Annotated in this window: 23 protein-coding genes; 18 read left to right on the top strand and 5 right to left on the bottom strand. The window is 62.8% G+C overall.

The annotated features are described in order from the left end of the window. The first annotated feature begins 20 nt into the window (after positions 1-20). The 9 genes from J2X76_RS21030 to J2X76_RS20990 all read left to right on the top strand — a co-directional run bounded on the left by J2X76_RS21030 (position 21) and on the right by J2X76_RS20990 (position 6,602). A complete protein-coding gene (locus J2X76_RS21030) occupies positions 21-872 on the top strand; it encodes an RNA methyltransferase (RefSeq protein WP_113128889.1) in 852 nt (283 codons plus the stop codon). Beyond that, the gene (gene murI / locus J2X76_RS21025; RefSeq protein ID WP_113128890.1) at positions 856-1,653 is read left to right on the top strand and encodes a glutamate racemase; all 798 of its coding nucleotides are present in this window, start codon (positions 856-858) and stop codon (positions 1,651-1,653) included. The genes J2X76_RS21030 and murI overlap by 17 nt, the downstream gene beginning before the upstream one ends. Positions 1,654-2,037: 384 nt before the next feature. Further along, positions 2,038-2,274 carry a DUF1127 domain-containing protein gene (locus J2X76_RS21020; protein WP_310219239.1) on the top strand — a complete coding sequence of 79 codons (237 nt, stop codon included), beginning with the start codon at positions 2,038-2,040 and terminating at the stop codon, positions 2,272-2,274. 75 nt (positions 2,275-2,349) lie between these two features. Then, complete coding sequence (locus tag J2X76_RS21015) at positions 2,350-2,799, top strand: GNAT family N-acetyltransferase (protein ID WP_310219238.1); 450 nt, start codon at positions 2,350-2,352, stop codon at positions 2,797-2,799. A 68-nt stretch (positions 2,800-2,867) separates the two neighbouring features. After that, positions 2,868-3,506: a LysE family translocator gene (locus tag J2X76_RS21010; RefSeq protein ID WP_310219236.1), complete on the top strand. Its 639-nt coding sequence runs from the start codon at positions 2,868-2,870 to the stop codon at positions 3,504-3,506. A gap of 23 nt (positions 3,507-3,529) precedes the next feature. Continuing rightward, complete coding sequence (locus J2X76_RS21005; RefSeq protein WP_113128894.1) at positions 3,530-3,901, top strand: GFA family protein; 372 nt, start codon at positions 3,530-3,532, stop codon at positions 3,899-3,901. Between the two features lie 12 nt (positions 3,902-3,913). After that, a complete protein-coding gene (locus J2X76_RS21000; protein WP_310219235.1) occupies positions 3,914-4,546 on the top strand; it encodes a LysE family translocator in 633 nt (210 codons plus the stop codon). Between the two features lie 13 nt (positions 4,547-4,559). Beyond that, positions 4,560-4,967 (top strand): VOC family protein, encoded by a 408-nt coding sequence (locus tag J2X76_RS20995; protein WP_310219234.1) that lies wholly within the window; start codon positions 4,560-4,562, stop codon positions 4,965-4,967. Between the two features lie 120 nt (positions 4,968-5,087). Then, positions 5,088-6,602: an ATP-binding protein gene (locus tag J2X76_RS20990; RefSeq protein WP_310219233.1), complete on the top strand. Its 1,515-nt coding sequence runs from the start codon at positions 5,088-5,090 to the stop codon at positions 6,600-6,602. 4 nt (positions 6,603-6,606) lie between these two features. Here J2X76_RS20990 and J2X76_RS20985 read toward each other — a convergent pair whose 3' ends face one another. Continuing rightward, entirely contained in the window at positions 6,607-6,852 is a 246-nt protein-coding gene (locus tag J2X76_RS20985) for a DUF982 domain-containing protein (RefSeq protein WP_310219232.1), read from the bottom strand. 299 nt (positions 6,853-7,151) lie between these two features. Here J2X76_RS20985 and rpsD point away from each other — a divergent pair, with 299 nt between their 5' ends. Further along, on the top strand, positions 7,152-7,769 hold the full coding sequence (gene rpsD, locus J2X76_RS20980) for a 30S ribosomal protein S4 (RefSeq protein ID WP_113128898.1): 618 nt from the start codon (positions 7,152-7,154) through the stop codon (positions 7,767-7,769). A 90-nt stretch (positions 7,770-7,859) separates the two neighbouring features. On the opposite strand, the gene J2X76_RS20975 is transcribed toward rpsD, so the two are convergent. Beyond that, the gene (locus J2X76_RS20975) at positions 7,860-8,342 is read right to left on the bottom strand and encodes a cupin domain-containing protein (RefSeq protein ID WP_310219231.1); all 483 of its coding nucleotides are present in this window, start codon (positions 8,340-8,342) and stop codon (positions 7,860-7,862) included. Between the two features lie 26 nt (positions 8,343-8,368). Then, positions 8,369-9,853, bottom strand: coding sequence for a Si-specific NAD(P)(+) transhydrogenase (gene sthA / locus J2X76_RS20970; RefSeq protein ID WP_310219229.1), 1,485 nt, complete (start codon positions 9,851-9,853; stop codon positions 8,369-8,371). A 217-nt stretch (positions 9,854-10,070) separates the two neighbouring features. Between sthA and J2X76_RS20965 the strand changes: the two genes are divergently transcribed. The 7 genes from J2X76_RS20965 to J2X76_RS20935 all read left to right on the top strand — a co-directional run bounded on the left by J2X76_RS20965 (position 10,071) and on the right by J2X76_RS20935 (position 18,754). Further along, the gene (locus J2X76_RS20965) at positions 10,071-10,811 is read left to right on the top strand and encodes a FadR/GntR family transcriptional regulator (RefSeq protein WP_310219227.1); all 741 of its coding nucleotides are present in this window, start codon (positions 10,071-10,073) and stop codon (positions 10,809-10,811) included. A gap of 87 nt (positions 10,812-10,898) precedes the next feature. Beyond that, complete coding sequence (locus tag J2X76_RS20960) at positions 10,899-12,407, top strand: ABC transporter substrate-binding protein (protein WP_113129016.1); 1,509 nt, start codon at positions 10,899-10,901, stop codon at positions 12,405-12,407. 85 nt (positions 12,408-12,492) lie between these two features. Continuing rightward, the gene (locus tag J2X76_RS20955) at positions 12,493-13,440 is read left to right on the top strand and encodes an ABC transporter permease (RefSeq protein WP_310219225.1); all 948 of its coding nucleotides are present in this window, start codon (positions 12,493-12,495) and stop codon (positions 13,438-13,440) included. After that, positions 13,437-14,312, top strand: a complete 876-nt coding sequence (locus J2X76_RS20950; protein WP_310219224.1) for an ABC transporter permease — start codon at positions 13,437-13,439, stop codon at positions 14,310-14,312. The genes J2X76_RS20955 and J2X76_RS20950 overlap by 4 nt, the downstream gene beginning before the upstream one ends. Positions 14,313-14,348: 36 nt before the next feature. Then, a complete protein-coding gene (locus J2X76_RS20945) occupies positions 14,349-16,133 on the top strand; it encodes a gamma-glutamyltransferase family protein (protein ID WP_113128902.1) in 1,785 nt (594 codons plus the stop codon). Between the two features lie 3 nt (positions 16,134-16,136). Then, positions 16,137-16,901: a DUF1028 domain-containing protein gene (locus tag J2X76_RS20940; RefSeq protein WP_310219222.1), complete on the top strand. Its 765-nt coding sequence runs from the start codon at positions 16,137-16,139 to the stop codon at positions 16,899-16,901. 41 nt (positions 16,902-16,942) lie between these two features. Then, entirely contained in the window at positions 16,943-18,754 is a 1,812-nt protein-coding gene (locus J2X76_RS20935; protein WP_310219384.1) for an ABC transporter ATP-binding protein, read from the top strand. A 34-nt stretch (positions 18,755-18,788) separates the two neighbouring features. Here the strand turns inward: J2X76_RS20935 and J2X76_RS20930 are convergent, their stop codons facing one another. Then, positions 18,789-19,628, bottom strand: coding sequence for a helix-turn-helix transcriptional regulator (locus J2X76_RS20930; protein WP_310219221.1), 840 nt, complete (start codon positions 19,626-19,628; stop codon positions 18,789-18,791). Positions 19,629-19,729: 101 nt separating this feature from the next. Here J2X76_RS20930 and J2X76_RS20925 point away from each other — a divergent pair, with 101 nt between their 5' ends. Further along, a complete protein-coding gene (locus J2X76_RS20925) occupies positions 19,730-20,620 on the top strand; it encodes an SDR family oxidoreductase (protein WP_310219219.1) in 891 nt (296 codons plus the stop codon). A gap of 13 nt (positions 20,621-20,633) precedes the next feature. Here J2X76_RS20925 and radC read toward each other — a convergent pair whose 3' ends face one another. Next, entirely contained in the window at positions 20,634-21,437 is an 804-nt protein-coding gene (gene radC, locus J2X76_RS20920) for a DNA repair protein RadC (protein WP_113128906.1), read from the bottom strand. Positions 21,438-21,439 lie beyond the last annotated feature (2 nt).

The raw sequence follows: 21,439 nt of genomic DNA, 5'->3' as shown, positions 1-21,439 counted from the left end.
ATCTGGATACGGAAACAGAAATGTCAGGCACCAACAGCGAGCGCGAACTCATAGCCGAAGGACCGGCGATCATTCTGGTCGAGCCGCAGCTCGGCGAGAATATCGGCATGGTGGCGCGCGCCATGGCCAATTTCGGCCTTGCCGAACTGCGCCTTGTCAAACCGCGCGATGGTTGGCCGAGCGAAAAGGCCCGCTCGGCGGCTTCCAAGGCCGACCACGTGATCGACGGAACCAAGGTCTACGAGACGCTGGAGGAGGCGATCAGCGACCTCAACTTCGTCTATGCGACGACGGCGCGCGAGCGTTACGGTTTCAAGCCGGTGCGCTCGCCGGTGACCGCCGCCGAGACCCTGCGCACCAAGTTCAAGGCCGGCGAGAAGACCGGCATCCTGTTCGGCCGCGAACGCTGGGGCCTCACCAACGAGGAAGTGGCGCTCGCCGACGAGATCGTCACCTTTCCGGTCAACCCCGCCTTCGCCTCGCTCAACATCGCCCAGGCCGTGCTGCTGATGTCCTATGAATGGATGAAATCCGGCATGGACGATCTTGCCGAGACGGTCTTTCTGCCGATCGAGCAGCGCCCTTCCACCAAGGAACAGGTCATTGGCCTGTTCGAGCATCTGGAAGAGGCGCTGGATGCCCGTAATTATTTCCATCCGCCCGCGAAAAAGCCAAGAATGATCGACAACCTCCGCGCCGTCATCTCGCGGCGGGGTTTTACGGAACAGGAGATCAGCGTGTTCCGGGGCGTCATCAACTCGCTCGACCGTTTTCCCCGCGGATGGTCGAAAAAGGACGGGCCGAAGCCTGAAAAGGCTGACCTGCCCGAAGGGGCATCTGGGGAGAATACGGGGAATGACGCAGACGAATGAATTAAAACCCGTGCTGATGTTCGATTCGGGCATCGGCGGGCTGACCGTGCTGCGCGAGGCGCGGGTGCTGATCCCGGAACGCGGCTTCATCTATGTCGCCGACGATGCCGGCTTTCCCTACGGCGACTGGGAGGAACCGGCACTGCGCGAGAGGATCATCACCCTCTTTGCCAAACTTCTCGACGAATACGATCCGGAAGTCTGCGTCATCTCCTGCAATACCGCCTTCACGCTGGTCGGTGCCGACCTGCGCGAAACCTTTCCGAAGATGACCTTCGTTGGCACCGTGCCGGCGATCAAGCCCGCCGCCGAACGTACCCGGTCTGGCCTCGTCTCCGTGCTTGCCACGCCGGGCACGGTCAAGCGCGCCTATACGCGGGACCTCATCCAGTCTTTCGCCACCCAGTGTCACGTGCGCCTTGTCGGTTCGCAAAATCTCGCGCGCATGGCGGAAGCTTATATCCGTGGCGAGACGATTTCCGACGAAGCGGTCCTTGCTGAAATCGCTCCCTGTTTCGTCGAGAAGGACGACCGGAAGACCGACATCGTCGTGCTCGCTTGCACCCATTATCCCTTCATGGCCAATGTCTTCCGCAGGCTGGCGCCCTGGCCGGTCGACTGGCTCGATCCCGCCGAGGCGATCGCCAGGCAGGCACGGCGAAAGGTGCCGCTGGTCGAGGGCGCAGAGCACCCCGACAACTACGACTTTGCCGTCTTCACCTCCGGCAATCCCGATTTCGCCACGAGACGCCTGATGCAGGGTTTCGGTCTGAAGGCGTGAGCGCCATCGGGTAATGTGCCTTTTTTGCCACGGTTTTCTCGTGGCGGCTGCAATTCGCGATTGTGGGCTTGCTCATCTGGTTATCTCGTGTATCATCCACCCATTCCGCAAATCGAACACAGGAGGCGTGAAATGAAGTCCATTACCATTTTTATGCGCCTTTCTGGCGGAACGGCTATTTTGGCCTCGATGCGTAGCTCATCGATGCCGGCCGGCATGTGCTTTCAGACCGTATAAGTCTGAATTTCCGCCGTTTTTGGCACTTCTTCCATTGATCTGACGTGACCGGCTGACGAAGCGATCCACTCCGTTTTCTCGCCCGCATCCGCGCGTCTTTCTATATCTCAGAGGACCTGGTCGCGACATGCGCCGGGACGGAAAATCATGCGTGAATCACAATTTTTGGTTGTTGATACCCTTTCGGCTGCGGTTCATGACCTCTGCCGCGAACACGGGGTCTGGAAGACCGCACGTGCCTTGCTCCTGGCAGCCTGGAAACACCGTGAGGAGAAGAACCAGATCTCGGAACTTTCCAACCGGATGCGCCGCGATGTGGGGTTCCCCGAACTCGAGGAGGAACGCCGAAATGTCCGGTTCAACCCTTGGGACATCCGGCTGTGAGAGGACCGGCATAGGGTCTCCGGCGGTTACCGCCGGGGGCTCGCCTGCAGGGATGCGAGGGTTTGGGCTCAAGGAATGACGGTCGTATTTCGTAAACTTGGCTGTGACGACATGCCGGCCGCGGCTAAGGTTCATCGCACGTCCTTTGATAGGCGGCTGCCCTGGCTCGCTCGCCGTCACACGCCGGAGGAAGATCGCGGATACTGGAGCGGACATCTCTTCGCGACTTGCGACATCTGGGGCGCCGAACGGGATGGCGTTTTGCTCGGCATCGTCGCCTTTCGCAAGGACTGGATCGACCAGCTCTATATCCTGCCGAACGCACAGGGTGAGGGGATCGGCACCCGCCTTATCGATATCGCCAAGACGGCATACCCACAGCTCTTTCTCTGGACCTTCCAGCGCAATACAGCTGCTCGCCGCTTCTACGAGACGCGTGGCTTCCTCGCGATCGAGCAGACCGATGGCCGCGACAATGAAGAGAAGGAGCCGGACGTTCTCTATCGGTGGGTGCGTGAGGACTGAATAAAACACCGCTTGCAAACCGAAAAAATCGGTGGCTTGCTCCCTCCATTCTCTGGAGGAACATTCGCATGTCGCTTGAACACTGGCTCGCCTTCGTTGCCGCGTCCTCGGTTCTTTTGGCCATTCCGGGGCCGACCATCCTGCTCGTCATTTCCTACGCTCTGAGCCATGGCCGCAAGGTGGCATCGGCCACAGTCGCGGGTGTGGCGCTTGGCGATTTCACGGCGATGACCGCCTCCATGCTCGGTCTCGGCGCGTTGCTTGCGACCTCCGCGGCGCTCTTCACGGTGCTGAAATGGGTAGGCGCCGCCTATCTCGTCTATCTCGGTATCAAGCTGTGGCGCGCGCCCGTTTCCGAACGGGCCGACGAGGTGGACGAGGCAGAGGTGGCTTCGGCAAATCCTCTCCGGATTTTCCTCCATACCTACGTGGTGACGGCATTGAACCCGAAGAGCATCGTCTTCTTCGTGGCCTTCCTGCCGCAGTTCCTGGATTTGAGCCAGCCGCTGTTCTTCCAGATGGCTGTCTTCGAAGTGACCTTCCTGGTGCTCGCGACGCTCAACGCCACGCTCTACGGCGTGCTTGCCTCGATGGCGCGCAACACCATCCGCAAGCCGAAGGTCCAGCGGATCGTCAACCGCACTGGCGGTTCGCTGATGATCGGCGCCGGCCTGCTGTCGGTCGGCTTGAAGCGCGCGGCCGCCTGAGCTTTATCGGGGAGGAACAGCTGATGATCACCGGACGTTGCCATTGCGGCGAGACCGTTTTCGAGATCAGGGGTGAACTGCCGCAGGCGCTCACCCGCTGCACCTGCACCTTCTGCTCCAGGCGCGGCGCACTGCATGCCTATTACGAGCCGAAGCAGGTGAAGGTCACTGCCGATGCCGCGAGCGACAGGGTCTATCGCTGGAACTCGAAAATGGTGGCGCATCATTTCTGCGGCACCTGCGGCTGCACGACCTATAGCGACAGCCCGGATTTCCAGATGGACGGCACCTGGGACGGCAAGACCCGGCGTATCGGCGTGAATGCCCGCCTTTTCGACGATTTCGATGCCGAGGACTGGCCGCACACGGTCATCGACGGCCGGAATCTCTGGTAGGAGGAGAGATAGATGAGTGACGTCACCCTGCTTGCCTTTGCGATCGTCGCGTTCATCGGCATCGCCACACCCGGGCCGACCGTGCTGCTGGCCCTCACCAACGGCTCGCGTTATGGGCTGCGCCGCGCTCTGCCGGGCATGGCCGGCGCGATGATTTCCGACTTCGTGCTGATCGGTGCCGTGGCGCTCGGCCTCGGCGCGCTGCTGGCGGCCTCGGAATTCTGGTTCTCGGTCATCAAATGGCTGGGCGCCGGTTATCTCGCGTTTCTCGGGTTCATGCTTCTGCGCTCGAAAGGCTCGCTTGACGTAACGTCAGGCGATGCCGCCGCCGGCTCGGGTTCCGCTACGTCGATCTTCCTCAAAAGCTTCCTCGTCGCGGTCACCAATCCCAAAGGCTACCTGTTCTTCTCGGCTTTCCTGCCGCAGTTCATCGTGCCGGACGCGCCGCAGTTTCCGCAATATACGATCCTGGCGCTCGTTTTCGCCCTGATCGATTTCGCCGTCATGCTCGGTTACGCGCTGCTCGGCTCGCGGGCGGTGCACCTGTTGAAGAAGAAAGGCGCGCTCTGGCTGGACCGGCTCTGCGGCGGCGCGCTTCTGGCGCTCGCTGGTTCGCTGGCGCTTTACCGAAGGGCAGCTTCGTAAAAGGAGGGACATGATGTCGGATCCAGTGAAATCCGTGCGGCCGTTCCTGATGTTTCAGAACGGTCATTGCGAGGAGGCCATCACCTTTTACACCTCGGTGCTGCCGGCGGGCCGGGTCACCGACATCAGGCGCTACGGGCCGGGCGAGGCGGGGCCGGAAGGCAGCGTGTTCCGTGCCACCTTCGAGGTCGCCGGCCAGCAGGTGGTCTGCATCGACAGCCCCGTGAAGCATGTGTTCGATTTCACGCCCTCCTTTTCCTTTTTCGTGGAATGCGGAACCGATGAAGAGCTCGGGCGGCTGGCCGAAGCGCTGAGCGAGGATGGAATGTTCCTGATGCCGCTCGACAATTACGGTTTCAGCCGGAAATTCTGCTGGCTGCAGGACCGTTTCGGCATCTCCTGGCAGCTCAATTTCGAATAACCGCCAAACGCCTGTGCATTTTCGATCTTGCCCGGCGAAACGAATCCCGATCTCTGTTAGGGTTCCGGAGTCGCGGCCTCCAACGGTCACCGCGAAGAGACAGCATACGAGGTAAGTGCATTGCAGGTCGGTATCGATATGGGAATTGTGTCCGGGGGCGATCCGGCCAAGCTCGATATCGAGGAGCTTCTGGCGACGCGCCTGCTGGTGCAGGGAAATTCCGGCTCCGGCAAGTCGCACCTGCTGCGCCGCCTGCTCGAACAGTCCGCTCCTTGGGTACAGCAGGTGGTGATCGACCCCGAAGGCGATTTCGTCACGCTGTCGGAAAGATTCGGTCATGTCGTCGTCGACGGCGAGCGCACCGAGGCCGAGCTTGCCGGCATTGCCAACCGCATCCGCAAGAACCGCGTCTCCTGCGTCCTGACGCTCGAAGGCCTCGATCTCGAAGAACAGATGCGCGCCGCCGCCGCTTTCCTGAACGGCATGTTCGATGCCGATCGCGAATACTGGTATCCGGTCCTCGTCGTGGTCGACGAGGCGCAGATGTTCGCGCCGTCGGTCGGCGGCGATGTCTCGGAAGACGCCAGAAAACTTTCGCTCGGCGCCATGACCAACCTGATGTGCCGTGGCCGCAAGCGCGGGCTGGCCGGCGTCATCGCCACCCAGCGCCTCGCAAAGCTTGCCAAGAACGTCGCGGCGGAAGCCTCGAACTTCCTGATGGGCCGTACCTTCCTCGACATCGATATGGCCCGCGCCGCCGACCTGCTCGGCATGGACCGCCGCCAGGCGGAAATGTTCCGCGACCTGAAACGCGGCAATTTCGTCGCCCTCGGCCCGGCCCTGTCGCGCCGTCCGCTGCCGATCGTCATCGGCACGGTCGAGACCTCTGCGCGCTCTTCCAGTCCCAAGCTGATGCCGCTGCCGGATGCGCCGCAGGATGTCGAGGACCTGATCTTCACGCCGGATCCGGAAGAATTCAGCCGGCCGATCGTCCGCCGGGCCCCGCCAGCGCCGCGGCCGACGACGGATATCCTCGCCGAATTGTCGCGCTCGACGCCATCAGCCGCGCCTGCATCGCAGGAGCCGCGCGCCGTGCAGCCGGAATTGTCCGCCGAGGAGCGTGAGGAGCGGCTGTCCGCCGTGCTGTCGGAAATTCTCGACGATCCGCAATCGGCCTATCGCACGGATTCCATCCTCTACCAGGATTTTCTGGTGCGCGCCCGGATGCGGCGCCTGCCCGGACCGCCGCTGTCGCTCGGCGAATTCCGCCGCCGCACGGCGATCGCCCGCTCGGGCGTCGATGCGGAAACCGCTTCAGGCGAGGCCTGGGCGACGGCGCTCTCGCTGTCATCCGGCGTTTCGGATGATCTGCAGGGCGTTTTTCTCTTGATGGCGAAGGCGGCAATCGGCGGCGAACCATGTCCCTCGGACGCCCGGATCGCGCGGGCCTATGGCACCCATTCGGCGCGTCGCGCCCGCCGCCTGCTCGGTTATTTCGAGGAACAGGGCCTGATCGTCGTGCATGCGGATTTTTCGGGCAAGCGCATCGTCGCCTTCCCGGATCTGCAGGCGGAAACCGCGCCGGGCAGCGCCGACGCGCCGGATGAGGGCGAGGCGAGGATCGCCGCCGAATAGGCCCTCAGTGGATGTGAAAATGCGCTTCGACAGCCGCGGCGATAAAGGCCCGCCGCGCTTCCGAGGGTCTCGATTTTCCCTTCAGCGCCTCCTCGCAGACCTGTTCCGCGTGATGATGCTGACTGCCGTGATAGTCCGGCCAGAAGCGGTCGAGGACGGCCTTCGCCTCGCGTACCGTCTTGACGGTGCGGACCATGCCGGTTTCGGGATTTTCGATCCTGATCGGGCTGCTCCAGAGTTTCGATTTCATGACACGATACCTCCTTTCCATAAGATGGTGCTAATGCCTTGCCCCGTCAAAAAAGCCTTCAGACAGGCTTGCCGAAAGGTTAAGACGCAGGCGCTGTTGACATTTCCATGACATCCCCCTAAACACCGCGCCAACGCCGGGCTGCAAAGACCCGGTGTTTCACTGACATGTCCCGTGGTTTTCTCCGGACGCTTTCGTGAGAGACCTGTCAGAGCTCTTGAACCAGAGCTCAGAGGAGGGTGTGTTTCCTTGATCCGGTTTGGCAACAAACCGGTGTAACTGTTTGAGAAGGAAATACGATGAGCAAGCGCGAATCGTCCAAATACAAGATTGACCGCCGTATGGGCGAAAACATCTGGGGCCGTCCGAAGTCCCCGGTGAACCGCCGCGAATACGGCCCGGGCCAGCACGGCCAGCGCCGCAAGGGCAAGCTCTCCGACTTCGGCGTGCAGCTGCGCGCCAAGCAGAAGCTCAAGGGCTATTACGGCGACCTGCGCGAAAAGCAGTTCCGCGCCATCTATGACGAAGCCAACCGCCGCAAGGGCGACACTTCGGAGAACCTGATCGGCCTGCTCGAATCGCGCCTTGACGCGATCGTCTACCGCGCCAAGTTCGTTCCGACGGTCTTTGCTGCCCGCCAGTTCGTCAACCATGGCCACGTCACCGTCAACGGCGTCCGCGTCAACATCGGTTCCTACCGTTGCAAGGCCGGCGACGTTATCGAAGTCCGCCAGAAGTCGAAGCAGCTCGTCACGGTTCTCGAAGCCGTTTCGCTCGCTGAACGCGACGTTCCGGACTATATCGAAGTCGACCACAACAAGATGGTTGCCACCTTCGCCCGCATCCCGGGCCTGACGGACGTTCCTTACGCCGTCATCATGGAACCGCAGCTGGTCGTCGAATTCTACTCGCGTTAATCGCAAGGAAATGGCCCCGAAAGGGGCCATTTTCATATCGGCTGCCGACATTCCCTTTTCGTCGTCAAGCGACATGGTTTGATCGCGACGTCAGGACATCTGCGACCGATCTTTGTTGCGCCGACGCGCGATTTCTTCATGGAGAACCGCGACGGGCCGGGTCAGATCGGGCGCTTCATCGCCGTCGCTGAGCGGTACGCCGACCTGGCGGAAAAAGGTCTCCAAACCACCGTCGCCACCTGGCGCAAGCATTCCGAGAATCTTGCCTGGTAGATTCGTGTGGTTGTGATAGGCATGCCGTACCTGCGGCGGCACGCTGAGGAAGGCCCCTTTATCGCAGATCGTACCTGGTTCGTCGCCGATCCAGAACGTGAATTGACCATCCAGAATATAGAACACCTCCGCCTCCGGATGCTGATGAGGTTCTACGCTCGCGCCCGGCGGCAGGATCGTTTCTATAAAGGCGAACTGGCCATCGGTCTCGGCAGAGGTAGCCTTGAAGGTCATCAACCCGACCTTGAAGAGGATTTTTTCACCCTCACCATCGGGGCGGACGACAGGTTTCCAGGCCACTTCGGTTTTCCTCGTGTTGAGCCGCCTCACTTGGAGGCGGCTTTTTTCTTCTCTGTCGCGGCCTCGCTGTTCGCGGTCGTATCGAGCGGCTGCGCGGTTGCGACCGGTGCTTCCTTCGGGCCTTCGCCCATCCGGTTCCAGGCGTCCAGCCCGGCGATCTTGTAGGCTTCGGCAAGCGTCGGATAGTTGAACGTGTTCTCGACGAAATATTCCACCGTGCCCTTGAGGTTCAGCACGGCTTGGCCGATGTGTACGAGTTCGGTCGCGCCTTCGCCGACGATGTGGACGCCGAGCAGCCGGCGGGTCTTGAGCGAGAAGATCAGCTTCAGGAGACCCGTATCGAGGCCCATGATATGGCCGCGTGAGGTCTCGCGGAAACGGGCGATGCCGCATTCGTAGGGAATGCCGCGCTCCTTCATTTCCTCTTCGGTGAGACCGCAAGTGGAGATTTCCGGCACGGCATAGATGCCGTAGGGGAAATATTTCTGCGGTTCCTTGGCGATCGCGCCGACGGCGACGCGGGCCGCGACGCGCCCCTGTTCCATCGAGGTCGAGGCAAGGCTCGGAAAACCGACGACGTCGCCGGCGGCATAGATGTTGGGAACCGACGTCTCGAAGGTTTCCGGATTGACCTTGAGGCGGCCGCGGCTGTCGGCCTCGAGGCCGGCTGCGGCGAGGTTCAGCGTATCGGTGGCGCCCATGCGCCCGGCTGCGAACAGAACCATGTCGGTGACGATGTGGCGGCCGCTGTCGACCTCGACGGAAACCTTGCCGTCTGGCAGGCGCTCGACCTTTTCGGCCTTCTGGCCGAGCAGCAGCTTCATGTTGCGGTCGCGCAGCTGGTAGGTGAAGTCCTCGACGATCTCCTTGTCGATGAAGTCGAGCATGGTCGGCTTCGGGTCGATGACGGTCACGGCGGCATCCAGCGCGCTGAAGATCGTGGCATATTCGATGCCGATGACGCCGGCGCCGATCACGACCATGGACCGAGGCAGCTGTTCGATTTCCAGAAGCTCGTCGCTGTCGAGAACCGTCTTGCCATCGAAGGGCATGTAGTCGGGGCGGAAGGGTTTGGTGCCGACCGCGAGCAGGATCGATTTGCCCATGACATGCATCACGTCGCCGTCGTCCTTGGTGATCGCCAGCGTGTCGGATGTAACGAAGGTCGCCTTGCCGCGGATGCTCTGGACGCGGTTGCGGGCAAACTGGTGCTCCAGCACCTCCACTTCGTGATCGAGGGTGATCAGCAGGCGGCGGCGCAAATCTTCTGCGCTGATCTCCTGCTTGACCCGGTAGGCCCGGCCGTAAAAACCGCGCTCGCGCCAGCCCGAAAGGTTGAGCGCGGTTTCGCGCAGCGTCTTCGAGGGGATCGTCCCCGTGTGGACCGAAACGCCGCCGACCCTTTTGCCTTGTTCGACGACCAGAACCTTCTTGTCGAGTTTGGCTGCCTGAATGGCGGCTCGGCGACCTGCCGGTCCGCTGCCGACGACGATGAGGTCGTATTGGTTCATGGGATGCTCCGCTCCGAAATCTTGCGGCCGCCGCGATGCAGCAGCACTCACGAATCCCTTTGTAGCCGCCTATTCTAAAGTTTTGATTGCGGCCCTCCAAGCCTCGATTGCAATTCCGGTGCATGAATTTTGTGCATTGCAGAAATTGCCGAAAAATTAACTTGACGGAGGTCGGCAAATGCCGTCCATTTGAACCAATTAGAAATTGGTACATAAAATGGTACAGGGGAAGGCGGGCGAGGCTCCCGACAATTCGAGCTACGCCCTGGATCGCTTGAGAGAGCTTTTGAGAGCGGGGGAGTTGGGTACGGAAGGCCGCCTGCCGACCGAGCGCGCCCTGACCGATATGCTCGGCATCAGTCGCCGCGCCGTGCGCCGTGCGCTGGAAGTGCTGGAATCCGAGGGCCTGATCTGGCGCCGCCAGGGCTCGGGCACTTTTATCGGCGAAAGGCCGAGCGATTGGAGCAACCATTTGGGCTCGATCGTCGCCGGCACTGATTTTATGGAGATCATGGAGGTCCGCTTGCGGATCGAGCCGCAGCTCGCCCAGCTCGCGGCCATGCGTGCCAAGCCGGCGGATATCGCCAAGATGCACGAGATCGCCTTGAAGATCATCGAAAGCACCGATGCCGACGCGCGCGAGCTGTGGGACGGGACGCTGCACCGGCTGATCGCCCAGAGCGCCGGCAACCAGCTTTTCCTGTCGATCTTCGATGTCATCAACCGTGTCCGCCAGGACGAGGCATGGCGGGCGATCCGCGAGCGTGCCCGGTCCAGCGGCAATGCGGTCAATATCTCCTTCGCGCAGCACCAGAGCATCATCGAGGCGATTGCCGCCCGGGATCCGGTGCGGGCAGGGGAGGCGATGCGCGAACATCTGCTGATGCTCCAGGAGCGTCTGATCCGGGCGACATCCCTCAGCCCTACAGAACAGGGGCCGCTGAGCCAGGTAAGCTGAACAGTCGCCCCCGCGGCAGCCACCACCAGAAGCCGGAAAACCGGCCAAGACTAAAAACAGGAACCTAAAAAGAGAGGAATATTGATGATGATGCGACTTACCAGGCTCACGACCGCCCTGCTGGCGGGCGCGCTTTTCGCCTTCCCGGCGCTTGCGGTCGATTTGCGCATCGGCCTGCAGGACGATGCCGACGTTCTCGATCCGGCTCAGTCCCGCACCTTCGTCGGCCGTATCGTCTATACGGCCCTGTGCGACAAGCTGGTCGACGTGTCGCCGGACCTGAAGATCGTTCCGCAGCTCGCCACCGAGTGGAAATGGTCCGCCGACGGCAAGGAACTGACCATGAAGATCCGGCAGGGCGTCAAGTTCCACGACGACACGCCGCTTGATGCCGCAGCCGTCGTCGCCACCATCGAACGCAACATGACCCTGCCGGAATCCCGCCGCAAGAGCGAGCTGACCTCTGTCGCCAAGGTCGAGGCGACCGGTCCGCTGGAAGTCAAGTTCACGCTGAAGGCCCCGGACGTGACGCTGCTCGCCCAGCTTTCCGACCGCGCCGGCATGATCGTCTCGCCGGTCGCCGCCAAGGCGCTCGGCGCCAATTTCGGCTCCAAGCCGGTTTGCGCCGGCCCGTTCAAGTTCGTCGAGCGCGTCCAGCAGGACCGCATCGTGCTCGAAAAGTTCAAGGATTACTGGGACAAGGACAAGATCTTCGTCGACAAGGTCACCTACCTGCCGATCCCGGATACGACTGTGCGCCTTGCCAACCTGCAGTCGGGCGATCTCGATTTCATCGAGCGCCTCGCGCCGACCGACGTTGCCGCCGTCAAGGGCAATTCGGGCCTCAAATACGACGCGACCGTCAACATCGGCTACATGGCGCTTTACGCCAATATCGGCAACGGTACGCGCGCCGACAATCCGTTCGGCAAGGACAAGCGCCTGCGCCAGGCCTTCTCGCTGGCGATCGACCGCAACGCGATGAACCAGATCGTTTATGAAGGGACCGCCGTCGGCGGCAACCAGCCGTTCCCGCCGAACAGCCCGTGGTTCAACAAGGCGCTTCCGGTTCCGGCCCGCGATGTCGCCAAGGCCAAGGCCCTCATCAAGGCCGCCGGCTTCGACCGCGTCCCGGTCGAACTGCAGATCCCGAACAATCCGGTCGCCCAGCAGATGATGCAGATCCTGCAGGCGATGGTCGCCGAGGCCGGCTTCGACGTCAGCCTGAAGTCGACCGAATTCGCGACGCTCCTCGACGAACAGACCCGCGGCAACTACCAGCTCAGCCGCTCCGACTGGTCCGGCCGTGTCGATCCCGATGGCAACATCCACCAGTTCATCACCTGCAAGGGCGGCATCAACGATACCAAGTATTGCAACGCCGAAGTCGACAAGCTGCTCAACGAAGCGCGCGCCTCGACCGACGATGCGGTCCGCAAGCAGAAATACGATGCGGCTTCCGTGATCCTCAACGAAGACATGCCGATCATCTATCTCGGCCACCAGTCGTGGATCTGGGCTTACAAGAAGAACGTCACAGGTTTCGTGCCCAGTCCTGACGGCATGATCCGCCTGCAAGGCGTCAAGAAGGGCTAACGCTCCCGTGCCGCATGGGAGTGGACCCATGCGGCACTTTTCCCGCATCACTTTGTGACAACACTGCTCAACGGGGGACGGCGTCATGCCTGTCTACATCGGAAAGCGTCTGCTGGTCGCCATCCCGACCTTGCTGATCATCTCCATTTTCGTCTTTTCACTGCAAAAGCTGTTGCCGGGTGATCCCATTCTGGCCATGGCCGGCGAGGAGCGCGATCCCGCCGTCATCGAATTCCTGCGCGACAAATACCGGCTCAACGACCCGGTCGTCGTGCAATATTTCTACTGGCTCGGCGGCGTTCTGACCGGCGATTTCGGCATTTCGCTGCGCACCAACCAGCCGGTCCTGGAACTGATCCTCCAGAAGCTGCCGGTGACGATCCAGCTTGCGGTGATGGCGATGTTCTTTGCCATGTTGATCGGCATCCCGATCGGCATCCTGGCGGCGGTCAGGAAAAACACCTTCATCGATTACCTCGCCAACGTGCTGGCGCTCACCGGCCTGTCGATCCCGAACTTCTGGCTCGGCATCATGCTGATCCTGCTGATCTCGGTGCAGCTCGGCTGGCTGCCGGCCTCCGGTTACGAGTCGATCTTCGTCGATCCCGTCCGGTCCCTGCAGACCATGGTCATGCCGGCCTTCGTGCTCGGCAATGCGCTCGCCGCGACCCTGATGCGCCATACCCGCTCGGCAATGATCGGCGTGCTCAGCGCCGATTATATCCGCACCGCCCGCGCCAAGGGCCTGTCGCCGAGCGAAATCATCCTGAGCCACGGTTTCCGCAATGCGCTGCTGCCGGTGGTGACCCTGTCGGCGCTGCTGTTCGGCGAGTTGCTCGCCGGCGCGGTCCTGACCGAACAGATCTTCACCATTCCGGGCTTCGGCAAGCTGATCGTCGATGCCGTGTTCAACCGCGACTATGCGGTCGTGCAGGGCGTCGTGCTGTGCACGGCGGTCGGCTTCATCTTGATGAACCTGTTTGCGGACATCCTCTACGTCCTGCTCAATCCGCGTCTGAGGGCCGCCCTATGACCACGATCGATCAAGCACCGTCCGTCGCGGCGGTAAAGCGCGACAAGAGCCGCGCCTGGCGCAAGATGAAAAGGAACAGGAGCGCGCTTGTCGGCGCCGTCATCGTCCTGTTCTTCGCCATCCTGGCGGTGAGCGCGCCGATCCTGCCGATCATCGATCCCGTCGCCACCAGCTGGACAGCGATCCGCAAGGCGCCCTCGGCCATGTACTGGCTCGGCACCGACGATCTCGGCCGCGACATCCTGTCCCGCATGATCTGGGGCGCGCGGGCGTCGCTGATGGCCGGGGTGTTTTCCGTCGCCATCGCGGTCGGCATCGGCGTGCCCTTCGGCCTGATCTCCGGTTATTTCGGCGGCTGGGTGGATATGGTGATCTCGCGCATCACCGAGGCACTGCTCGCGATGCCCTTCCTGATCATGGCGATCGCGCTTGCGGCGTTTCTCGGCCCGAGCCTGCTGAATGCGATGATCGCCATCGGGCTGTCGGCAATGCCGATCTTCGTTCGGCTGACCCGCGGCCAGGTCCTGGCCGTCAAGACCGAGGACTATGTCGAAGGCGCACGTGCCGTCGGCCTGAATCATTTTGAAATCATCGTCCGTTACATCTTGCCCAACGTTTTCGCCCCGATCATCGTCCAGGCGACGCTGACGATCGCAACCGCGATCATCGCCGAGGCGAGCCTTTCCTTCCTTGGCCTCGGCCAGCAACCGCCGGCCCCCTCCTGGGGCTCGATGCTGAACGTTGCCAAGAATTTCCTGAGCCAGGCTCCCTGGATGGCGATGTGGCCGGGTGCGGCGATCTTCCTCGTCGTTATCGGCTTCAATCTTCTCGGCGATGGTCTGCGCGATGCGCTGGATCCCCGCGAAGCGTGATGGCCGTGCGAAACAAGATCTGAAAGGAACCATACCATGACTGAATTCACCACACGGCCGGAAATCCTCGGCACATTCGGGGTCGTCACCTCCACCCACTGGATCGCCTCTTCCGTCGGCATGGCCATCCTCGAAAAGGGCGGCAACGCCTTCGATGCGGCCGTCGCAACCGGTTTCGTGTTGCAGATCGTCGAACCGCATCTGTGTGGCCCGGGCGGCGATATGCCGGCCGTCTTCTATTCGGCGAAGAAGGACAAGGTCGAAGTCATCTGTGCGCAGGGGCCGGCGCCGGCCGGCGCGACCATCGAGCATTACACGTCGGAAGGCCTGAAACTGATCCCGGGTGACGGCCTGCTGGCAACGGTCATCCCCGGTGCCTTCGACGGCTGGATGCTGATGCTGCGCGACTATGGCACGATGAGCGTCCGCGACGTGCTGGAGCCGGCGATCTATTACGCCGAGCACGGCCATCCGGTGCTCGCCCGCGTTTCCGCCACCATCAAGGGGTTGGCCAGCTTCTTCGAGACCGAATGGCCGACCTCCTACGCGACCTGGTTGCCGGGCGGCGTGGCTCCCGAGGCGCAGAGCAATTTCAGGAACCCGGTGCTTGCCGATACCTGGAAGCGCATCATCGCTGAGGCCGAAGCCAGGACCGGCCGCGAAAACCAGATCGAGGCCGCCCGCGACGCCTTCTACCGCGGTTTCGTGGCCGAGGCGATCGACCGTTATGCCTTGACGACCGAAGTCATGGATGCGAGCGGCGCCCGCCACAAGGGCGTGCTGACCGCCGACGACATGGCGAATTACAAGGCGACCGTCGAGGCACCGCAGACCTATGACTATCACGACTGGACCGTCGCCAAGACGCCGGCCTGGGGGCAGGGACCGGTGCTGCTGCAGTCGCTGGCGCTGCTGAAAGGCATCGACCTCTCGGCGATGGATCCGGCGGGACCGGATTTCGTGCATGTCGTCGTGGAAGCCATGAAGCTCGCCTTCGCCGACCGTGAAGTCTATTACGGCGATCCGGATTTCGCGCAGATCCCGACCGAATACCTGCTTTCGGAAGGCTATAACGCCGAGCGCCGCAAGCTGATCGGCAGCCGAGCCTCGCTCGAACTGCGTCCCGGCCGCGTTCCCGGTTACGACCACCAGTTCGACCTCACCATGGGAATGCTGGCGGAAGTCAGCGGCAAGGGCGCCGTCTACGAGCCGACCATGTCGCACCTCACCGAAAAGCGCGGCGACACCGTCCATATCGATGTCATCGACCGCTGGGGCAACATGGTCTCGACCACGCCGTCCGGCGGGTGGCTGCAATCCTCGCCGATCGTGCCGGGCCTTGGTTTTGCGCTGAATTCCCGCGCCCAGATGTTCTGGCTGAAGCCCGGCCTGCCGACCTCGCTCGAGCCTGGAAAGCGCCCGCGCACGACACTCACCCCGTCGCTGGCCCTGCATCAGGGCCGTCCGACGCTGGTGTTCGGCACGCCCGGCGGCGACCAGCAGGACCAGTGGCAGCTGCCGTTCTTCCTGCGTTACGTCCACCACAAGCCGAACCTGCAGGCGGCGATCGACATGCCGCTGTTCCACACCACGCATTTCCCCGGCTCCTTCTATCCGCGCACCAGCCAGCCGGGGAACATCATGGTGGAAAGCAATATCGGCGCCGACGTGCTCGCCGAACTGCGCAGCCGCGGCCACCAGATCACCGTTGCCGATCCCTGGAGCGTCGGCCGCCTGACCGCCGCCCGCCGCGATGCGGACGGCCTGATGCGGGCAGCGGCGACGCCGCGCCTGATGCAGGCTTACGCGGTGGGGAGGTAAGCCATGACTTGGTCGATCGTCGCACGCGATCCGCAGACGGGTCATTTCGGAATTTCCGTCGCCAGCCGTTTCTTCGCGGTCGGCGCCGCCGTGCCGCATATCAAGGGCAGGGTGGGGGCGGTTGCCACCCAGGCCTTCGTCAGCCCGCTCTACGGCACCGACGGACTGAAGCTCCTGGAGGAAGGCAGATCGCCGGAAGAGATCATCGAGGCGCTGACCGCTCGCGACGACGGCCGTAGGCAACGTCAGTTCCACCTGATCGACGCCCAGGGCCGCAACGCTGCCTATACCGGCGAAATCTGCGTCGATTGGGCGGGCCATCTCGTTGACGACAACGTCTCCGTTGCGGGCAACATGCTGGCCCGGCCTCAGGTGATCGCCGAGACGCTCAGGGTCTACAAGCAAAAGGCGGCCGAGGGCGCACCGCTCGCCGAACGCCTGCTCGCTGCCATGGATGCCGGAGAGGCAGCCGGCGGAGACAAGCGTGGCAGGCAATCCGCCGCGATGGTTCTCTACCGCGACCAGGATTACCCCTGGCTGCGCATCAACGCCGACGACCACACCGACCCGCTGGGGGAGTTGCGCCGGCTTTATGCCGTGGCGCAGGAGCGTTTCCTGCACGTCGCCGAAACCATGCCCACCCGCGAAAACCCGCACGGCATGATCGACCGCCGTGTCATCGACCAGAAGATCGCCGAACTGGAAGCCGCCCGCGAGGCGGAAGGCCGCGCGTCCGCCTCCTTTGCCACCCCGTGGAAGCCCCAATGACGGAAGCCCCCAACACGGAAGCCCCTAAGACGGAAATCCCGATGACCGAGAAACCTGTTTTGTCCGTCCGAAACCTGACGACCTCCTTCCTGGTCGACGGCGAATGGAAAAGCGTCGTCCGCGACGTCTCCTTCGATGTTCATCCCGGCGAGACGGTGGCGATCGTCGGCGAAAGCGGCTCCGGCAAGAGCGTCACCTCGCTGTCGATCATGCGGCTTCTGGCAGCCAATGTGAGCCGCATCGAAGGAAGCATCATGCTTTCCGGCAGGGATCTCCTGTCTATCTCTGAAAAGGAGATGCGCGGCGTGCGCGGCAACGACGCCTCGATGATCTTCCAGGAGCCGATGACCTCGCTCAACCCGATCTTCACGATCGGGCGGCAGATCTCGGAAGTGCTGACGCGCCACAAGGGATTGACGAAATCCCAGGCGCGCGCCGAAACCGTGAGGCTTCTCGAAAAGGTCCGTATCCCGAATGCCGGCGCCCGCTTCGACGATTACCCGCACCAGTTTTCGGGCGGCATGCGCCAGCGCGTCATGATCGCCATGGCCCTGGCTTCGAAACCGAAGCTGTTGATCGCCGACGAACCGACAACCGCGCTCGATGTCACCATCCAGGGACAGATCCTCGACCTGATCAAGGTATTGCAGGAAGAAGAGGGCATGTCGGTGCTCTTCATCACCCATGACATGGGCGTAGTCGCCGAGATCGCCGATCGCACCATCGTCATGTATCGCGGCGAGGCGGTCGAAAGCGGCCCGACCGAGGAGATTTTTCACCACGGCAAACATCCCTACACCCGCGCGCTTCTTTCCGCCGTGCCCCGGCTCGGCTCGATGCAGGACCGCAAATGGCCGACCCGGTTCCCGGTCGTCGACATCAATACCGGCGAAACGGCCGAGCCCAAGGAAGTCGCAGGCACCGTCGATACGCGAAAAACCCCGGTTCTGGCGGTGAAGAACCTCGTCACCCGCTTCGCGGTTCGCTCGGGCCTGTTCGCGACGCAGACCGGCGCCGTCCACGCGGTCGAGAACGTGTCCTTCGAACTCTTCCAGGGCGAGACCTTGTCACTGGTCGGTGAATCCGGTTGCGGCAAGTCCACGACCGGCCGCTCGATCATGCGGCTGATCGAGCCGACGGGCGGTGAGGTGGCGCTCGACGGTTACGATGTCCTGCGCCTCGACCAGACGGGCCTGCGCGACATGCGCAAGACCATCCAGATGATCTTTCAGGATCCGTTCTCGTCGCTCAATCCGCGCATGACGGTCGGCGCCGCGATCTCCGAACCCTTCGTCAAGCACAAGCTCGGCAATGCGAAGGAAGCCAAGGAAAAAACCGCCGACCTTCTTCGCAAGGTGGGGCTGTCGCCGGACATGGCGGGCCGCTATCCGCACGAGTTTTCCGGTGGCCAACGCCAGCGAATCGCCATTGCCCGGGCGCTCTCGCTCGACCCGAAGGTGATCGTCGCCGACGAAAGCGTTTCCGCGCTCGACGTGTCGATCAAGGCGCAGGTCTGCAACCTGCTGCTTGACCTGCAGCAGAGCCTGAACCTCGCCTTCCTGTTCATCAGCCATGACATGGCGGTGGTCGAACGGGTCAGCCATCGGGTAGCGGTCATGTATCTCGGCGAGATCGTCGAGATCGGTCCGCGCGCTGCGGTCTTCGACAATCCGCAACATCCCTATACCAAAAAGCTGATGGCGGCCGTGCCGGTACCGGATCCGGCCCGCCGCGGCATCCGACGGGGCATTTCCAACGACGAGCTGAAAAGCCCGGTCCGCGGCATGGATTACCGGCCGCCCAAGCGCGAGTATCGCGAGGTTTCCGCAGGTCACATGGTGCAGGTAGCCTGACGCGGGAGGAGCCGCTGCTCCTTTTCAGCCCGGCTCAACCGGCCTCTCCCGCACCTTCGATCAGCAGCTTGATTCTATCGACGTCCTGCGCCGTTGCCGGGGTGAAGACGACGATGCCGAGATCCGGACGGCCATCGACCGTGAAGGACGAATATTCGAGCATCAGGTCGCCCGCGATCTCATGGCGGAAATGCTTGAGGCCCTGGCCGTAGTTCTGGATGTCGTAGTCGCGCCAGATGGCTTCGAAATCCGGGCTCGCGCGGCGGAGATCCTCGACCATCGCCTGGATCGCATCGGTCGCGCCGATGCGGGTGGCCTCCGCCCGGAAGGCGGCGACGGCATACCGCGCATCACGCTCCCAGTTCACCATATGGCCGCGGACCCGGTCGTTGCAGAAGATCAGCTTCAGGATGTTGCGTTGTTCAGGCGGCAGGCTGGCATAATCGGTCATGACGATCGCTGCCGCCCGGTTCCAGGCGACCACGTCCCAGAGAGGCGTGCGCACCACGGCCGGACTGTAGGTCATCGCATCGAGCACGCGCTGAAGCTGCGGTGTGATCGGCTCGAAGGACTGGAACCGCATCTCGGGCGGCCGGTGCTGCGCCAGCAGAAAGAGGTGTTCGCGCTCGGCGTCGTTGAGCGACAGCGCCCTGGCGAGCCGATCGAGCACATCCGCAGAAGGCGCGCCGCCGCGGCCCTGTTCGAGCCAGGTATACCAGGTGGCGCTGACATTGGCCCGCTGCGCCACTTCCTCGCGCCGGAGGCCCGGGGTGCGCCGGCGCGTGGTGGCGATGCCGAAGGCGGCGGGATCGAGCTTCGCGCGCCGGTCCTTCAGATAATGTCCCAACGGGTTGTCGTCCTCGACTGGCGCCATGTTCAGCCTGTTAGTTCCGATACCGGTATAAGGTCACGACTTTTATCGCGAAAGTGTTGAGCGCAGTAAGAGCCCGTCTTTCATGGAATGAGGTTTTTCATATGCGTGTATTCGTAACGGGTGCAACAGGTTTCGTGGGGTCTGCCGTCGTTCGGGAGTTGGTTGCCGGAGGCCATCAGGTTCTCGGTCTTGCACGTTCCAATGCCGGCGCCGCGTCGCTTTCAGCCGCGGGCGCCGAGGTCCACCGGGGCAGCCTGGAGGATATCGACAGCCTGCGTCGCGGCGCTGCTGCCGCCGACGGAGTCATCCATACCGGCTTCAATCATGATTTTTCCCGGTTCAAGGAAAACTGCGAGACGGACCGCCGGGCGATCGAAGCGATGGGGGAGGAACTTCTGGGGTCGGACCGGCCGCTGATCGTGACGTCCGGCGTCGCGCATCTCGCCGCCGGCCGGGCGGCAACCGAGGACGACAAGGTGCCGGCCGTCTCCGACGCCTATCCCCGGGCCTCGGAAGCCGCCGCCGATGCGGTGGCTGCGCGGGGTGTCCGGGTGTCCGTCGTCCGGCTTGCCCCCTCGGTTCACGGTGACGGAGACCACGGTTTCGTTCCGATGCTGATAGCCCTCGCAAGGCAGAAGGGCAGCGCCGCCTATATCGGCGAAGGTCTCAACCGCTGGCCGGGCGTGCATCGGTTCGACGCCGCGCGTCTTTACCGCCTTGTGCTCGAAAAGGGCACCAGGGGAGCCCGTTACCACGCGACCGACGAGGAGGGCGTGCCGTTCAAGGCCATTGCCGAAGTGATCGGACGCCGCCTCGCCATCCCGGTCGTTGGCAAGACCGACGATGCCGGCGACCACTTCGGCTGGTTTGCCGGGTTCGCGGGCATGGATGCACCGACCTCGAGCGCCCGGACCCGCGAGCTGACGGGCTGGAAGCCGGAGCAGGCGGGCCTCCTGGCGGATATCGATCGGGAAGCTTATTTCGCCGCCTGAGGCGGACGAAAACTCAGATCAGCCTGAGACCCTTCAGGCTGACATGCCCATCCTTGCCGATGATGATGTGGTCGTGCACCGTGATGCCGAGAGGCTTTGCGGTGTCGACGATCGTTTTCGTCATGTCGATGTCGGCGCGCGACGGCGTCGGATCGCCGCTCGGATGGTTGTGGACGAGGATGATCGCGGTCGCCGACAATTCGAGCGCCCGGCGCACCACTTCGCGGGGATAGACCGGGGTGTGGTCGACGGTTCCGTGACCCTGCACTTCGTCGGCGATCAGCGCGTTGCGCTTGTCGAGGAACAGGATGCGGAACTGCTCGCGGGGCTCGTAGGCCATCACCGCATGGCAATAGTCGATCACCGAAGACCAGGACGACAGGACCTGCTTGCCGCGCAGCTCGCTTTTCAGCATCCGCTGGCCGACGGTCGCCACAAGCTTCAGGTCGAGCGCCACCGCTTCGCCGACGCCCTTGACCTCCTGCAGCAATCCGAGCGGTGCGCCGAACACGCCCGCAAGGTTGCCGAACCGGTCGATCAGCGCCTTGGCGATCGGCTTGGTATCGCGGCGGGGGATCAGCCGGAAAAGGATCAGTTCGAGGATTTCGTAGTCAGCAAGTGCCGTGTCGCCGTGATCGCGATATTTGGTGCGAAGCCGCTCGCGATGACCATGATAATGGGCGGCCGGCTCGTCCCTGTCGGATGGTGGTGGCTTCTTGAGCGCCTTGGGCTTGGTCATCTGTTCGGCGAAAAAACCGCGCTCATCCTCGATGAAGGACGTTTGTTCGTCCGGCGGAAGAGCAGGGCGGTTGGCCATCC

This window comes from Neorhizobium sp. 2083 (assembly GCF_031455615.1).
Taxonomy (GTDB): domain Bacteria; phylum Pseudomonadota; class Alphaproteobacteria; order Rhizobiales; family Rhizobiaceae; genus Neorhizobium.
This window is presented reverse-complemented; position numbering and strand designations above follow the sequence as displayed.

Coding starts and splice junctions, on each gene's coding strand:
- J2X76_RS20925 (WP_310219219.1), top strand. CDS start 19,730: ATGCGTGTATTCGTAACGGGTGCAACAGGTTTCGTGGGGTCTGCCGTC.
- J2X76_RS20950 (WP_310219224.1), top strand. CDS start 13,437: ATGACCACGATCGATCAAGCACCGTCCGTCGCGGCGGTAAAGCGCGAC.
- J2X76_RS20930 (WP_310219221.1), bottom strand. CDS start 19,628: ATGGCGCCAGTCGAGGACGACAACCCGTTGGGACATTATCTGAAGGAC.
- sthA (WP_310219229.1), bottom strand. CDS start 9,853: ATGAACCAATACGACCTCATCGTCGTCGGCAGCGGACCGGCAGGTCGC.
- J2X76_RS20985 (WP_310219232.1), bottom strand. CDS start 6,852: ATGAAATCGAAACTCTGGAGCAGCCCGATCAGGATCGAAAATCCCGAA.
- J2X76_RS21015 (WP_310219238.1), top strand. CDS start 2,350: ATGACGGTCGTATTTCGTAAACTTGGCTGTGACGACATGCCGGCCGCG.
- J2X76_RS20940 (WP_310219222.1), top strand. CDS start 16,137: ATGACTTGGTCGATCGTCGCACGCGATCCGCAGACGGGTCATTTCGGA.
- J2X76_RS20960 (WP_113129016.1), top strand. CDS start 10,899: ATGATGCGACTTACCAGGCTCACGACCGCCCTGCTGGCGGGCGCGCTT.
- J2X76_RS21005 (WP_113128894.1), top strand. CDS start 3,530: ATGATCACCGGACGTTGCCATTGCGGCGAGACCGTTTTCGAGATCAGG.
- J2X76_RS21010 (WP_310219236.1), top strand. CDS start 2,868: ATGTCGCTTGAACACTGGCTCGCCTTCGTTGCCGCGTCCTCGGTTCTT.
- radC (WP_113128906.1), bottom strand. CDS start 21,437: ATGGCCAACCGCCCTGCTCTTCCGCCGGACGAACAAACGTCCTTCATC.
- rpsD (WP_113128898.1), top strand. CDS start 7,152: ATGAGCAAGCGCGAATCGTCCAAATACAAGATTGACCGCCGTATGGGC.
- J2X76_RS20945 (WP_113128902.1), top strand. CDS start 14,349: ATGACTGAATTCACCACACGGCCGGAAATCCTCGGCACATTCGGGGTC.
- murI (WP_113128890.1), top strand. CDS start 856: ATGACGCAGACGAATGAATTAAAACCCGTGCTGATGTTCGATTCGGGC.
- J2X76_RS20935 (WP_310219384.1), top strand. CDS start 16,943: ATGACCGAGAAACCTGTTTTGTCCGTCCGAAACCTGACGACCTCCTTC.
- J2X76_RS21020 (WP_310219239.1), top strand. CDS start 2,038: ATGCGTGAATCACAATTTTTGGTTGTTGATACCCTTTCGGCTGCGGTT.
- J2X76_RS20965 (WP_310219227.1), top strand. CDS start 10,071: ATGGTACAGGGGAAGGCGGGCGAGGCTCCCGACAATTCGAGCTACGCC.
- J2X76_RS20955 (WP_310219225.1), top strand. CDS start 12,493: ATGCCTGTCTACATCGGAAAGCGTCTGCTGGTCGCCATCCCGACCTTG.
- J2X76_RS20995 (WP_310219234.1), top strand. CDS start 4,560: ATGTCGGATCCAGTGAAATCCGTGCGGCCGTTCCTGATGTTTCAGAAC.
- J2X76_RS21030 (WP_113128889.1), top strand. CDS start 21: ATGTCAGGCACCAACAGCGAGCGCGAACTCATAGCCGAAGGACCGGCG.
- J2X76_RS21000 (WP_310219235.1), top strand. CDS start 3,914: ATGAGTGACGTCACCCTGCTTGCCTTTGCGATCGTCGCGTTCATCGGC.